Origin of the sequence: Intestinimonas sp. RTP31139st1_F5_RTP31139_211217, assembly GCF_040226735.1 — a bacterium.
Lineage (GTDB): Bacteria > Bacillota > Clostridia > Oscillospirales > Oscillospiraceae > Intestinimonas > Intestinimonas butyriciproducens.
Map to the genome: position 1 here is coordinate 262,973 of NZ_JBCOAQ010000001.1, position 13,548 is coordinate 276,520.

The 13,548-nt window shown below is 54.7% G+C and carries 16 protein-coding genes and 3 tRNA genes; 8 read left to right on the top strand and 11 right to left on the bottom strand.

Annotated features, from left to right (window positions below):
- Window position 1: 1 nt before the first annotated feature.
- Both ABUA09_RS01430 and ABUA09_RS01435 read right to left on the bottom strand, forming a co-directional pair.
- Entirely contained in the window at window positions 2–1,027 is a 1,026-nt protein-coding gene (locus ABUA09_RS01430) for a molybdopterin-binding protein (RefSeq protein ID WP_279204820.1), read from the bottom strand.
- Window positions 1,024–2,064, bottom strand: a complete 1,041-nt coding sequence (locus tag ABUA09_RS01435) for an XdhC family protein (RefSeq protein ID WP_279204818.1) — start codon at window positions 2,062–2,064, stop codon at window positions 1,024–1,026. The genes ABUA09_RS01430 and ABUA09_RS01435 overlap by 4 nt, the downstream gene beginning before the upstream one ends.
- Window positions 2,065–2,206: 142 nt before the next feature.
- On the opposite strand from ABUA09_RS01435, the gene yqeC reads away from it, so the two are divergent.
- From yqeC to yedF, 5 genes are read left to right on the top strand one after another with little or no spacing between them, the layout of a single operon-like run.
- Window positions 2,207–2,944: a selenium cofactor biosynthesis protein YqeC gene (gene yqeC, locus ABUA09_RS01440; RefSeq protein WP_075703912.1), complete on the top strand. Its 738-nt coding sequence runs from the start codon at window positions 2,207–2,209 to the stop codon at window positions 2,942–2,944.
- Window positions 2,935–3,744, top strand: coding sequence for a selenium-dependent molybdenum cofactor biosynthesis protein YqeB (gene yqeB, locus ABUA09_RS01445; protein ID WP_208318392.1), 810 nt, complete (start codon window positions 2,935–2,937; stop codon window positions 3,742–3,744). Before yqeC ends, yqeB begins: the two co-directional genes overlap by 10 nt.
- Window positions 3,734–4,774 carry a selenide, water dikinase SelD gene (gene selD, locus ABUA09_RS01450; protein WP_033116628.1) on the top strand — a complete coding sequence of 347 codons (1,041 nt, stop codon included), beginning with the start codon at window positions 3,734–3,736 and terminating at the stop codon, window positions 4,772–4,774. The genes yqeB and selD overlap by 11 nt, the downstream gene beginning before the upstream one ends.
- 1 nt (window position 4,775) lies before the next feature.
- Window positions 4,776–5,036 carry a putative Se/S carrier protein gene (locus tag ABUA09_RS01455; protein ID WP_279204816.1) on the top strand — a complete coding sequence of 87 codons (261 nt, stop codon included), beginning with the start codon at window positions 4,776–4,778 and terminating at the stop codon, window positions 5,034–5,036.
- Between the two features lie 4 nt (window positions 5,037–5,040).
- Window positions 5,041–5,637 carry a sulfurtransferase-like selenium metabolism protein YedF gene (gene yedF, locus ABUA09_RS01460; RefSeq protein WP_279204815.1) on the top strand — a complete coding sequence of 199 codons (597 nt, stop codon included), beginning with the start codon at window positions 5,041–5,043 and terminating at the stop codon, window positions 5,635–5,637.
- 453 nt (window positions 5,638–6,090) lie between these two features.
- On the opposite strand, the gene ABUA09_RS01465 is transcribed toward yedF, so the two are convergent.
- The 7 genes from ABUA09_RS01465 to ABUA09_RS01495 all read right to left on the bottom strand — a co-directional run bounded on the left by ABUA09_RS01465 (window position 6,091) and on the right by ABUA09_RS01495 (window position 10,327).
- A tRNA-Ser gene (locus ABUA09_RS01465) sits at window positions 6,091–6,182 on the bottom strand.
- Window positions 6,183–6,220: 38 nt separating this feature from the next.
- Window positions 6,221–6,307 (bottom strand) — tRNA-Ser (locus ABUA09_RS01470).
- Between the two features lie 116 nt (window positions 6,308–6,423).
- Window positions 6,424–7,257, bottom strand: coding sequence for a cell wall hydrolase (locus tag ABUA09_RS01475; RefSeq protein WP_033116626.1), 834 nt, complete (start codon window positions 7,255–7,257; stop codon window positions 6,424–6,426).
- A gap of 235 nt (window positions 7,258–7,492) precedes the next feature.
- Window positions 7,493–8,125: a glycerol-3-phosphate acyltransferase gene (locus tag ABUA09_RS01480; protein WP_052082476.1), complete on the bottom strand. Its 633-nt coding sequence runs from the start codon at window positions 8,123–8,125 to the stop codon at window positions 7,493–7,495.
- Between the two features lie 295 nt (window positions 8,126–8,420).
- Window positions 8,421–8,906 (bottom strand): hypothetical protein, encoded by a 486-nt coding sequence (locus ABUA09_RS01485; protein ID WP_033116625.1) that lies wholly within the window; start codon window positions 8,904–8,906, stop codon window positions 8,421–8,423.
- A 303-nt stretch (window positions 8,907–9,209) separates the two neighbouring features.
- Window positions 9,210–9,686: a TetR/AcrR family transcriptional regulator gene (locus ABUA09_RS01490; RefSeq protein WP_349949028.1), complete on the bottom strand. Its 477-nt coding sequence runs from the start codon at window positions 9,684–9,686 to the stop codon at window positions 9,210–9,212.
- A 212-nt stretch (window positions 9,687–9,898) separates the two neighbouring features.
- Complete coding sequence (locus ABUA09_RS01495) at window positions 9,899–10,327, bottom strand: flavodoxin (RefSeq protein ID WP_052082474.1); 429 nt, start codon at window positions 10,325–10,327, stop codon at window positions 9,899–9,901.
- 152 nt (window positions 10,328–10,479) lie between these two features.
- Between ABUA09_RS01495 and ABUA09_RS01500 the strand changes: the two genes are divergently transcribed.
- Window positions 10,480–10,713 (top strand): MerR family transcriptional regulator, encoded by a 234-nt coding sequence (locus ABUA09_RS01500; protein ID WP_341349245.1) that lies wholly within the window; start codon window positions 10,480–10,482, stop codon window positions 10,711–10,713.
- A 353-nt stretch (window positions 10,714–11,066) separates the two neighbouring features.
- Entirely contained in the window at window positions 11,067–11,666 is a 600-nt protein-coding gene (locus ABUA09_RS01505) for an alpha/beta fold hydrolase (RefSeq protein WP_033116623.1), read from the top strand.
- A gap of 382 nt (window positions 11,667–12,048) precedes the next feature.
- Here ABUA09_RS01505 and ABUA09_RS01515 read toward each other — a convergent pair whose 3' ends face one another.
- Window positions 12,049–12,633 carry a hypothetical protein gene (locus tag ABUA09_RS01515; RefSeq protein WP_208318394.1) on the bottom strand — a complete coding sequence of 195 codons (585 nt, stop codon included), beginning with the start codon at window positions 12,631–12,633 and terminating at the stop codon, window positions 12,049–12,051.
- Between the two features lie 63 nt (window positions 12,634–12,696).
- A tRNA-Ser gene (locus ABUA09_RS01520) sits at window positions 12,697–12,788 on the bottom strand.
- 167 nt (window positions 12,789–12,955) lie between these two features.
- Here ABUA09_RS01520 and ABUA09_RS01525 point away from each other — a divergent pair.
- Window positions 12,956–13,528 carry a hydrolase gene (locus ABUA09_RS01525; RefSeq protein ID WP_195607523.1) on the top strand — a complete coding sequence of 191 codons (573 nt, stop codon included), beginning with the start codon at window positions 12,956–12,958 and terminating at the stop codon, window positions 13,526–13,528.
- Window positions 13,529–13,548 lie beyond the last annotated feature (20 nt).

A 13,548-nucleotide genomic window follows, 5' to 3' on the forward strand; every position in this document is an offset into this window, starting at 1 on the left:
TCTATCCCCCTTTTCCAAAGCCGCAGTTGGGAAAATGGCACTCAGGGCAGTCCAGGCACAGTCCCCCCTGCCCCAGCCCGGCCAACCAGTCTGCCGTGATCGGCACATCCGCCAGAAGCCGGGGCAGCGCCAGATCGAAGATGGTGCGCTTGGCGTACATCACACAGCCGGGCAGGCCGCAGATGGGCCGGCCGTCCCCCGTGTAAGCCACCAGAAACATGGCGCCCGGCAGCACGGGAGCGCCGTAAGAGATCACGTCCGCCCCGGTGTTCCTGATGGCCAGTGGGGTGTGGTCGTCCGGGTCCACGCTCATACCGCCGGTACACAGCACCAGCTCCGCCCCCCGGTCCAGCATGTCGGTAATAGCGGCGGTGATGGCGGCGGGGTCGTCGTCCAACACCGTATGGAACGCCATTTCGCACCCATACTCCCCCAGCTTTTCCAGTATCACGCCGGTAAAGGTATCCCGGATACGCCCGTGGAACACCTCGCTCCCCGTGACGACGAGCCCATACCGCTTGGGACGCATGGGCAGCAGCTTCAAAAGCGGCTCCGTTCCCACCACCGCCTTGGCCCGCTCCATCCTTTCCCGCGCGATGACCAGCGGGATCACACGGGTGCCGCAGAGCTTATCTCCCGTTTTGACGGGGAAACCCGCAAAACGGGTAGCGATCATCATATCCCCCAGTGCATTTACCGCCCGCAGACGCTCGGTGTCCACCAGAAACAGGCCGTCACAGCCGGCGGTGAGTTCAATCTTTCCCTCCTTGGGGGCGGAGGCCTTCATATTCGGTCCCTGGCAGAGCCCCCGCAGGATCTCCGCCGCCTCGTCCTCATGGAGAATCGTCTCATCGTTTTCCCATATGTACAGATGCTCTTTGCCCACACTGAGGAGGATGGGGATATCCTCCTCAGTGACGATATGCCCTTTGCGGAAAACAGGCCCTTTCGAAATGTCCCGGATGATCTGTGTAATGTCGTGGCACAGGACCTGCCCCACGGCCTCCTCGGTTCTGACCAGTTTCATCTCATGTTCTCCCCCTCTTCTCTCTTCCATACCCGGCCTTTCCTCTCGGCCCTGAGCTGTACAAGCTGGGCGGCCACGCTCAAGGCGATCTCCGCCGGCGTCTCGCCACCCAGCGGGAGGCCAACAGGCGTTACGATACGGGAGAGCGCCCGGTCTGAGAATCCCGCCTCTCTCAGCCTTTCAAAAACAAATTCCTTTTTCTTGCGGCTGCCCATGACTCCGATATAGCCAACGGGGGTGGTAAGCAGTTGTTTCTGCACCTCCAGGTCAAAGAGGTGGCCTCGGGTCATCACAACGGCATAATCCCCCGAGCCTGGGGCAACCGCATCAAGAATATGTCCGAAATCAGCACAGAGGACCCCCTTCGCACCCGGAAAATCTGCAGGTACCGCAAATTCCGCCCGGTCATCCAACACCATAAAGCAAAAATCCAGGCGAGCCAAGAGCGGGGCCAGCTCACGGGCCACGTGGCCGCCGCCGAACAGATATACCGCGCCGGACCTTATCAGGCGCTGCGCAAACCATGGGTTCCCTTCCGCCTCAAACAGAACCTCGTCTGCCGCCTGCTGCCTCAAGGCCGAAAACCGTATCTCCGCCGCCTCTTTCTCCAGAAAAGAGAGGTCTCCCGCCTCTGCCGTGGACAGCCGGGAGACCAGCCAGCCGTCTCCACCGGCCCGGAGGCATCTCAGTGCGGCGTCCGTCGCTGCCAGCGGTCCCGCAGCACCGCCTGGGAGATACTGCACCGCCAGCGTCACGTCTCCGCCGCAGACCATTCCAATGCGCTCCAGCCCCTCCGCCCGTAGGCAGAACTCCCGCAAAGCCGACGTCCCCGAGCGCAGCGTCTCCATCGCCAGAAGCTCCGCCTCGTGCTCCACCAGCCCGCCGCCCACTGTTCCCCAGAGACGCCCCGAGCGCCCGACCAGCATTCGCGCGCCGGCGTCCCGGGGCGCGGAGCCAGAGCGCGCCACCACCGTGGCCAAGGCCACCCCATCTCCATCGGCAAGCAGGCCCCGAAGCGCCTCCAGAAACTTTTCCATTCGGTCTCCCTTCCCCGTTGGCTCTGCACTCAGTCGGCTTCCCCCTGAAAATATTTTATGTTTCCATTATATTTGTTTGACTTTGGAAAGTCAATATGTTATTCTCAAATGAGAATAACGATTGCGTGAGGAGGTCTGGAACATGCGCCTCTGCGAGGCACTTGGTCTCCCTGAAAGCGGTGTTCTTTCCCTGGTGGGCGGCGGCGGAAAGAGCTCACTTCTCCTCCGCCTGACAAAGGAGTGGTCGGTGGACCGGCGGGTCGTGGCCGTCACCACCACTCACATCACTCGCGCGCAGGGTGAGGCTCTTGGATTGCTCCTGCTGGGAGGATCGCCCGACGCCCTGCACGCCGCTCTGCGGGAGCACAGCGCAGTCTGCGCCGCCTTATCTGCGGAGGGCGACAAGCTCTCTCCTCCCCCGCCCGCCCTGCTGCGCGCCGCGCCCACTTTAGCGGATTGGGTCCTGGCGGAGGCCGACGGCGCCCACGGATTCCCCGTCAAGGCGCCCGCCTGTCACGAGCCGGTCCTGCTGCCGGGCGGATATGTTGTCGGCGTGGCCGGGCTCTCCGCCCTGGGCCGCCCCTTGTCAGAGGTGTGCCACAGGCCGTCGCTTGCCGCGGCACTCCTTGGCGTCCCCCCGGGTGCGGCGCTGACGCCATCGCTGCTGGCTGGATTGCTCACCTCTGAACACGGACAACGCAAGGGAGTAGAGGACCCCGCCCGCTTTCGGGTTCTACTCAACCAGGCCGACATGGTCCCCCGCCATCTGGCGTGCGCCGCGGCGGCTGAAATCGAACGTCTCCTCCCCGGTTGCCGGGTCGTCATTGCCTCACTCCGGGAAGAGGACTGCATCAAAGAGGTGTTTGACGGATGCTCGTAGTCATCAAAGGGGCGGGAGATCTGGCGACAGGCATCGCCTGCCGTCTGTTTCGCTGCGGCTTTGCCCTTGTTATGACGGAAACAGCACGGCCCACTACCGTGCGGTGCACGGTAGCCTTTTCACAGGCGGTTTACCGGGGAAGCGCTCAGGTGGAGGACATCCCGGCCCGCCTGGCCGCCGCTCCTGAGGAGGCGCTGGCCCTCACAGGGCGCGGATTCGTCGCCGTGCTGGTCGATCCCAGCGGGACCAGCGTGGAGGCCCTCCGTCCGGATGTAGTGGTCGACGCCGTCCTGGCAAAGCGAAACCTGGGCACGCATCTCACCGACGCCTCCTGTGTGGTGGGCGTCGGGCCGGGCTTTCTCCCGGGACGCGACTGTCATGCCGCCGTGGAGACCCAGCGCGGGCACGATCTGGGCCGCGTCCTCTGGGACCGAGCGCCGGCCTCCAACACGGGCGTTCCCGGTGAAATCGGCGGCTATACCGTGGAGCGCCTCCTGCGAGCCCCGGCAGACGGCGTATTTCTGCCCGCCGCGCGGATCGGCGACCTGGTGGAGGCCGGGCAGCCGGTTGGATACGTGGAGGGAACTCCTATGCGCGCCCAGATCTCCGGTGTCCTGCGGGGACTTCTGCCCGATGGCACTCCCGTCCACACCGGAATGAAGGCGGGCGATATCGATCCGCGCTGCCGCCGGGAACACTGTTTTTCCGTCTCAGACAAGGCAAGAGCAGTGGGAGGCGGCGTACTGGAGGCCATTTTGACGCAATATCATCGAAAGGAGGGCGGCACTTATGTCCGCTGATATCAAACTGACCCGGCTGGCCGAGTGCGCCGGCTGCGGCGCCAAGGTCGGTGCAGGAGTATTGGCACAACTGCTGGACGGGCTCCCCACCCGTACCGACGAGCGTCTTTTGGTGGGCTACGACACCAGTGACGACGCCTCGGTCTACCGCCTGTCCGACCAGCTCGCCCTTGTTCAGACCGTGGATTTCTTTCCGCCGATCGTGGATGATCCGTTCCGCTTCGGACAGATCGCCGCCGCCAATGCCTTCAGCGATGTCTATGCCATGGGAGGCGAACCCAAACTGGCGCTCAATCTGCTCTGTGTCTCCCCTGAGATGGATGATGAGGCGGTGCGTGCGGTGCTGCGCGGGGGATATGACAAGGCCTATGAGGCCGGCGCCATCATCACCGGCGGCCACACCATTCGGGATCTGGAGCCCAAATACGGCCTCGCGGTCTCCGGTTTTGTCCACCCCGACCACATTTTGCGCAATGACCGGGCGAAAGTGGGAGACATTCTGATTTTGACCAAACCTCTGGGCATCGGCGTTACCACCACCGCCGCTAAGGCCGGCCTTGCGGAGCCGTCCCTCCTGCGCCTTGCAGAGGAACAAATGGCCATGCTCAATCGGGCCGCCCGCGACATCCTGACGGATTTCCCAGTGGAGAGCTGTACCGATGTGACCGGCTTCGGCCTGTTGGGGCACACACTGGAGATGGCGAAAGGAGGCGGCGTTACCGCTGTTTTGGACAGCAGGCGCATCCCTCTGCTTCCCGGCGTTTTGGAGCTGGCCGTCATGGGGTTCCTTCCCGAGGGTATGTACCGCAACCGCCGTTTTGCAGAGCCCTATACCCGCGCGGACGACGGTATCTCCCGCGCCCTTTTGGATCTGCTGTACGACCCACAGACCTCAGGTGGCCTCCTGATATCCGTTCCTGAGAAGAGCGCCCCTCCACTCCTGCGCGCCCTTCGGGATCATCTGCCCTGCGCCGAGGAGATCGGTCATGTCGAGCCCAAGCAGGGCGACACCTTCCTGTGGGTGCGGTAACATGGAGGCGTGCTACTACCTTCTGACCTTCGATCGCTCTCAAAGCGCGCTCTCCGCCGAGCGCGTCCTGCGCCCTCGGGTCCCCGTCCAGGTGATGCCAACGCTCCGCCAGCTCTCGGTGAGCTGCGGTATCTCCCTGCGGGTGGAGCGGGAACACTACCCCGCGCTGGTAGCTGCCCTGAGGGATGCCCTTTTGTCCCCGGAAGAGTATCGGCTTTACTATGTGGATCACACGCAAATCAAAGAGATGAAAGAAGGCTGACCAAATGACACTGGAAATCGACGCGCTGGGCAAAGCCTGCCCTATGCCTGTAGTCTTGGCCAAACAAGCGTTGGATCAAGGCGCACGGGATATCACGGTCCTGGTCGACAACGACATTGCAGTCCAAAATTTGACCCGTCTGGCGGAAAGCCAGGGGATGACGGTCCGATCCGCTGCGGAAAGCGGCCGCTTTTCCGTCCGGATCTCAGGAGAGGGCGTAGCGCCTTCTCCCGCAGCAGCGGTCAAATGTTCCATCGGACCCGGCGCGCCCACCTTTTTCATCAGCCGTAGCTTTATTGGTAACGGTAGCCCAGAGCTGGGCCGGAACCTGATGAAAATGTTTCTCTATACGTTGGCCGAGGGCAGCATACCGCCCCGTGCGCTTATTTTTATGAATGGAGGCGTACAGCTCCCCGCCGGCGAAGACGAACAGATCGTCGCACATCTGAAGGCCCTGGAATCCAAAGGCTGCACAATTCTGGTGTGCGGGACCTGCCTCAACTTTTTTGGCTTGGCGGAGCACTTGAAGGTGGGCGTGATCAGCAATATGTATGACATCGTCGAGCAGATGCAGCACACTGAAAGGGTCATCACCGTCTGAAGCGGCTGACTTCCCTGCATGGACCGTTCCTGGCAATTCTTAATACAATATATCTGAGATAAGGCCGCCCTATTAAAGGGCGGCCTTATGATCTATCTATATGAAAAAGGGTGCCGCCCCCGGTATTTGCGTACCGGGGACGGCGGAAAGGAGCAGAAAAGCTTGGGGGCTATCTGCTCTTTTATTTTACCAAAAGATAGGAGGAAATGCAAGGGAAAGAGGGAAAAAGACTGTTTCCTCCCAGGCGCAGTTACGCTGCCATACTCTCTGCATGCGGAACAAGAGGGTCAACGCCCTCGAGGTAAAATCAAACCCAAGGCCATATAGGCTAATTTTTTACGACATTTGATAGTCGTAAGCAGCGGTTTTTCAGTAGTTGACAGCGACACACAAAAAACATAAGAAAACCCTTGCAATCACTAGTTTTTCTAGCAACTGCAAGGGTTTTCTTTTTGGCGGAGAAGGAGGGATTTGAACCCTCGCTCCGGTTTCCCGGACTACTCCCTTAGCAGGGGAGCCCCTTCGGCCAACTTGGGTACTTCTCCATGCCGACGGCAGGATGTGTGATTCATTTGAATAAAATTGGCGGAGAGAGTGGGATTCGAACCCACGGCTCTTGCGAGTCACCGGTTTTCAAGACCGGCTCCTTAAACCACTCGGACATCTCTCCACAAGCCGAGCGCCACCAAGCACACCAAACGCGAGTGTTATCTTACCATATCAGACGCGCTATGTCAACAGTTTTCAGGAAAAAACCGGGACCTCGCGGCCCCGGTCCCTTTCCTGTCACCCGAAAAATGCGTGCGCGCCAATTGTGGTCACGTAGGGCCGGTTCCGCTGTGCCCAACTGTTGGGCGATATACTGGGATTTACAAAATACAGGCTGTTTCCTCCCACTCTGACCCCTTCCAGGATCAGCTTGGCCGCGATCACGCTCTCAGCGTTGGGCTCACGGTAAATCGCACCATTCTGTACCGGCGTGAACTGGTTGGGTGCGCAGACGACCTCGTAAATCGTATTGGGAAAACGTGGGCTGTCTACACGGTTCATGATGACCGTGCCTACAGCCAGCTTTCCATCCAAAGACTGATTCCCACTCTCAGCGTTGATGATATGGGACAGCCAGTAGAGGGAATCGCTGTCGTAGTAACTCTCACCTGAGACGATGGCGCCGCTGCCGCTGTAGATCTCCACCTCTCCGGTTTCAGCGTTCCAGCCCACCCATGCGCCCATGGCCTGGGCAATGGTCCGCACCGGGACCAGAACACGGCCATTCATCGCAATCACACCGTTGAGGACATACAGATACCGGCCATTGGCTTCGACGTATTGATCCCCCACTCGGACACGGATCGTCAGGCCTTCGGCGCTGACCACCGCGTATTCCCCTTCCCACGTAATGACGGCGTCCGGCCGCAGAGCCAGAACCGCGTTCATCAGGGATACATAGGTGATATTGTTATATACCGTAAGACCAGGATCCTCATAGGCTATGCCATCCACAAGAAAATATGGGGCAGCTTCTTCCTCCGCCTGGATTCCCTCCGCCGCCAGAGCAAAGCTTCCCACCGGGAGTACGATAGCCAGGCAAAGCATGAGACATAAAAAACGCTTCTGCATGTCGCGTGCTTCCTCCTTACTGTTTCGTTGTAGTTTCTTGTTGCTATTGTAGCTTGTTATTTACTTTTTGTAACCAGATTGTAACCCATTTCCGAATAAATTGCAAGCCCAATTTTTTCTTTTATTTTGTCAAATGCCATGTATCCATTGCAGCACAATGTGTTCATCCTTCAAGCTTCCTTGCCCTCGCTTGCAAATTCAGAAATAATTTGTGGCGATTTTGCAAGAATCCCACTCATCTGCGGGGCCCGGATTCCCGGCCCGAATCCGTGTTCCCTGCCGGGCCAAACCGCCTCTCTGCCCCACGAATGATCCGAAGCAGTCCGTGGGTGTGTCGTGAGAGCATCACCAGGGTCAGCACCGCAGCAATCCCTCCGGCTTCGGCCCCCAGAAAAGAACCTGCAAATAGTAAAAACGTGCCTGGGATCACCACAGCGCCCAAGGGCAGGTATCCTGTGATCCATACCACGGCGAGCCCCGCCAAACAGCTTACGGCTCCCCATATGGGTGCGCCTAAAATCAAACATGTGCAGGTCACAGCCACCCCTTTCCCGCCCCGGAATCGGTTCCAAAACGGGAAATTATGTCCAAGTACAGCTCCCAATCCGGCCCAAAACACCCCCAATTGTCCCAGCTCCCGACACAGGAGCGCCCGACATAGCAGACATGCAAACGCGGTCTTGCCCACATCGCCCGCCAATACCGCTGCGCCGCATCGCAGACCGAGGTGCTCGGTGATGTTGGCCATGCCCGGGTTTCCCGAGCCGACGTCCTGCGCCCGTTTTCCCGTTTCCTTCCTGGCTACCAGCTCTGCAGTCAGGAAACAGCCGCAGAAATACCCTGCCAATAAGCAGAACGCTCGTTCCATTGGCCTCCTCCTCCAGGCAAAAGATGGTTTTTTCGCCCTTAGCATATTCTTTTTCCGCACTTTTATACGGGGACTGTCCGGACACATTCCCACGAGGAGCAGGGCTCCACTCGTGGACAGCGCTTCCGGCTTTGATGCCTTGCCCCTGCTATTTCCCGCAAAAAAGTCGAAGCAAGCGATATGACGCTTGCTTCGACCTGTCCTAAGCTCTGTTTTTCTACATATTAAATACGTTAAATACGGACTAAAAAGACCGGCAGGAACGCGCCAACTTCTCCAGGAAGTGTCTCCAACCTCATCTCGTTGCAAATCGGTTCATAAAGAAGTCGGTAAAAGCGGCCAGTTCTTCATCCTGTGACACATAAACATACAGCTTTTCATCTTCCAACCAATCATAGGCATTGATGCCGATATAGCTTTTTTTATCTGGGTAAATGATAAAGGCATCGGTGGGGTACTTGTTCCGGTAGGCTTTAAAGATTGCAGAACGACGGTAGTAGGTCGGGTCTCCACAGGCGGAAAGATCGGGGACGGTGGGTACGACTGTGATCGTCTGACCAGTCTCGTTCCAGCCGACAATCAAATTCCCAATTTTCGTTTTGCTTCCATGAACAAATCCGTAATTGAAACGGCTCACATCCGCGGTATATCCAAAAATCAGCCTGTAATCGTCTCCCCCTTCTACGACTTGGTTAAATAATACACGCATTTTCTCCGCGTTGGCGTCGCTCTTTTCCCTATCGATTTCGGGCCCCTTAAACAATTTGTTGAAAAATCCCATTATTTTTTCCTCCTAAATTTTGTTATTTTATGATCTGATTTTGCCTAGGTGCAAAAATAAATATAAATTTTTAATTTGTCTTTATTTGATTCAAAAGAAATCCGTCCGAATACAACGCCGGAACATCAGATTCAGACGGATCTCCTAATTTCCATTATTGGGGTTGCGGATTCTGCTCTTTTAAGATCTCCAGTGCGTCCACGATTGCATTGATTTGGAAGTCAACCGTTTCATCCACAACTTCGGGTATAAGCAAAGGAAGCGTATTGGGGATGGTTCTGCGTACGACCATCACTGTCAAACTTAGATTTGTGAATAGGCTGACCCTGGCCGTGTCCGCCCTGATTCCGAAGTTCTCCAGAATCTGCCCAAAAAGGCGGAGCTGCCTTCCACGGAACACCTGACAACTTTCCTTTGACAGGCGCTTAAAATAAGCTGTTGCTCCTCGATTGTCAAAACGGCAATCCCGTTTTTCTCTCCATAGCAGCAGGCATGGAGAAATTGCTTGACAGCGTCGCGCCAGCTTAAAGCGGGATCATTCATCAGTTCCTGCACATATGCAATGATTTTAGGCTGTTGCAAATACAGAGTTTCAACGATCAGATCTTCTTTCGTTGGAAAAAAAGAATAGAAGAAGGTTCGTGAAATACCGACTTTTTTATAGATCTGCGCAACGGTTGTATGCTGTATACCTTGCTTTGCCATCAGTTCAAGCCCAACTGTAATAAGCGCAGTCCTGATGCGCTCTCTATCCTCTTCGGAATAAGCCACCTTTGGCATTCCATTACCTCCACGCGCATAATAAAAACGAATCTAAAGTTTTGACTTTATTTTAACACAACCAAAATGATAACACAAGCGTAGAATACCATTGAAGGTTTTCCGTCCTCCCATCCATCCGTACGCTGGTGCTGCTACATCCAAATGGTGACGAAATGGCATCCAACCTTTGGAAAGCTCCTTGCGGCTCTTGTGCAATTATGTACGGACCGTCACCCCTCTTTATCGTTCCACCCATTTTCGGTCAGATAGGTATCGATCGTATTTATACTGGATGCTCTCGTGAACAGTCCATTGTGGACAACCGCACCTGCGGCGCTGTTCCGCACGAACTCCATAGAGTTTTCAAGCTGTTCGGTGTCCATGGAGGCGGACTGGGCAAAGGGATACACATCCACGTCGGTCAGGTCATAGTTTTCAAGGAATGTGCCGACGATCATGGACGCGGTGTGCCACCAGATATGGTAGCTGATGAAGAGTGTGTCATATTCCGCAAGCAATTCCGGCTCCGAAGGTACCGCCGGCTCCGGTCCTTCGCGAACAGCCCCGCTCTGTAAAGCGCGCGCTACCTCGCGGAGCGCCGCCCCTGTGCAGCCTTCTTTTCGAGAACTGCCGTTGACCAACAGAACCTTCATCGCCATCGTCCTCTCCTCTTGCAGTTTTGTTTTTCGTGTAGTATTCTGTGGTTGCTTGAATCGCTTGTTGAAACCGATTATAATTTGCGGTTGTTACAATCGTTCAAGCGTTTTTTGCGTTTTTGAAAATTTTTTGTCCCCCGCAGGAGGGATAAATTATGTATACGTTGATGCAGGTCTGTCGGGAACTGGACCTGACCTATCAGACCTTAAAATTTTATTGCAACGAGGGGCTTGTCCCCAACGTCAAGCGGGATAAAAACAACCGCCATGTTTTCGGTGAGCGGGATGTCAAGTGGATCCGCGACCTGTCCTGCCTGAAAAAATGCAGCATGACCATTCAGGAGATGAAGGAGTATCCGGCGCTGTGCCTGGAGGACAGTATCGCCTAGATCGACTGGAAGCAGAATTTTTACGACGAAGTACTTGCGGGGAAACGCTCCTATGTCAGCAACTTGATTCAGACGGAGACCGACCCTGAAGAATAACGGCAGATGCCAGTCCCGCAGAGCGGGATGGCCTCCGAATCAATGCGCCTTTTCGGTTTGCAAGCGTGCCCCTTTTGCCCATTCTCAATGAACATGCTATCAGGGACAGAAAACAATCCTTAAAAAAGCGCCGGAAGTCATTGAAAATCAATGACTTCCGGCGCGCATATTGTGAAATCCCGAACATTTTTGTGGACTCTTGTAGCTCGGTATGCTATAATCGGAGAAACAAATTGGAAGTTGTGGAGAAGTCGAAAATGCGAAACGCAGTGATTTATATACACGGAAAAGGCGGCAGTCCAGATGAAGCGGAGCATTACAAAGCCCTGTTTCCCCAAAATGATGTGTTTGGTTTAGATTATCATGCTCAAACGCCGTGGGAAGCAAAGCGGGAATTTCCCACCCTGTTTCATAGGGTTTGTGAGGGTTATCGTTCGGTTGTTCTTATTGCGAATAGCATTGGCGCCTTCTTTGCTATGAACGCTTTGTATGAAGAAAACATAGAACGGGCTTTCTTTATCTCTCCTGTTGTAAACATGGAGAAGCTAATTTGCAATATGATGTTGTGGTCCAATGTAACAGAGAACGACTTGCGGGAAAAGAAAGAGATTGAAACGGATCTTGGCGAAACCCTGTCATGGGCATATCTCTGCTATGTTAGGGAAAACCCTCTTGTATGGACTGTTCCAACGGCTATATTATACGGAGCAAAGGATAATTTAACCTCTTATGATACAGTTTCAGAGTTTGCCCTGGAACATGGCGCATCGCTTACTGTTATGAGGAATGGCGAGCATTGGTTTCACACCGAGGAACAAATGAGTTTTCTTGATGATTGGTTAAAGGGGGCATTTTGACAAGTGGGAAGTTGCAAAGGGGGTGAAGTTGAAATGTGTATGGAATGTTATGTTGATGAAAACAGGATAACGCCACTATTAAATCCGTTGGATTGTTTAGAAAATCACACACAATACATTTGTGGAACTTGTGGGCGGTGCATTTGCATTGAACATGACCCCAATCGTGGATTGCAACGGTGGAATTTCCCTTTTAAGTCGTTAGAAATTGCAAAATTGTATTTGCGTACTGCTGATTATAGTATGAAAAAGCCATGTGGTATTTATGAGCTGAAAAGTGAAAGTGGCAGACTTTCATACAAAATCTTTGTGGACAGCGAAAGCTTACAGTTATATCTAAAAAAGAACAAAGGAAAAACTTGTGAGGATATGAAACCTGTTTTCATTGTTGAAGAATATAGAGAGTATGCAAAAACACAGATAAAAAAGTTGACTTCTGATGAAATACAAAAATATATGTCAGAGCGATAACTCCCAGTTTGTTGATTTGATTAGCCCCGCTCCGGCAGGGCTTTTGCGTCCCCTTCGGCAATGAAAAAAGATATGTTTTAAGGCTTTTTGAGCTTGCTTTTTGACCGATGGTGTGTAATTCAAGGCCACCGCCGAGGCCCACGGCCCCCACATTGAGAAGCACGACAAATATCACAACATCGACAGCCGAGGCAGATGCCTGGATCAGAAAATCCTTGGGCAAGGATAAAATCAACGCTAGCCGCCAGCCAGTGGAAGGCACGACAAAGGGCGGGAGCAAAAAATCCAAGAACCGCAGTATCAAGCATGTATGCCCCTGTTGCGGCACCATCATCCGGGCGACGCGTGAGGTCAATGTGATCTGCAGGGATTGTGGAGAGCCTTTCAAGCGGGCAGAAAATAAAGAAGGAGGCAAGCCCGCTGGCGAGCTGCATCGCCAAGCTACCTGAAAATAGAAAAAGCCTGGAAAGCCCACAATATTAGGCTTTCCGGGCATAGATACAAAAACAGCCCTCCAAAAAGGAAGGCTGTTTTTGTATTAAAGGTTTGTCCCTTAATATGGCGGAGAGAGAGGGATTCGAACCCTCGAGACGCTATTAACGCCTACACGATTTCCAATCGTGCGCCTTCGACCAGCTCAGCCATCTCTCCATAGTGCTGGACAACGTTGATTATTATAAGCGTTCTTTCTGCTTTCGTCAAGAGCTATTTTAAAAAACCTGTGAAAAATTTGCCGCCGTTGCAAAGTGCCTTTAACTATGCTATAACTGTAAGAAACATCGAGGTGCGATATCTGTTTTTACTAAGGAGTGTTCAGCATGGATCTCACACGTACACAGGCATTGGATCTGCTCAAGCAGTACAACAAGGACCCTTTCCACATCCGCCACGCTCTTACCGTGGAGGCCGTGATGGGATGGTTTGCCCGAGAGCTGGGCTATGGCGATGAAGCGGACTTCTGGTCCGCCGCCGGACTGCTCCACGATCTGGATTTTGAGATGTGGCCGGACGAGCACTGCATCAAATCTCAGAAGCTGATGCGTCAGGCTGGTTTGGACGAGGCACTGATCCACGCCACCGCCAGTCACGGCTGGGGGCTGGCCTGCGATGTCAAGCCGGAGCACGAGATGGAGAAGGTCCTTTTTGCTTGTGACGAGCTCACGGGGCTCATCGGCGCCGCCGCCCTCATGCGTCCATCCAAGAGCTGTACCGACATGGAACTCAAATCTCTGAAAAAGAAATTCAAGGACAAAAAGTTTGCGGCTGGCTGTTCCCGCGAGGTAATTGCCCAGGGCGCGGACCTGTTGGGCTGGGAGCTGGACAAGCTGCTGGATATGACGCTTCAGGCTATGCAGGATACTGAGGCCGCTGTGCAGGCTCAGTTGACCTGATATCGTTCCCTCTCAAAGCG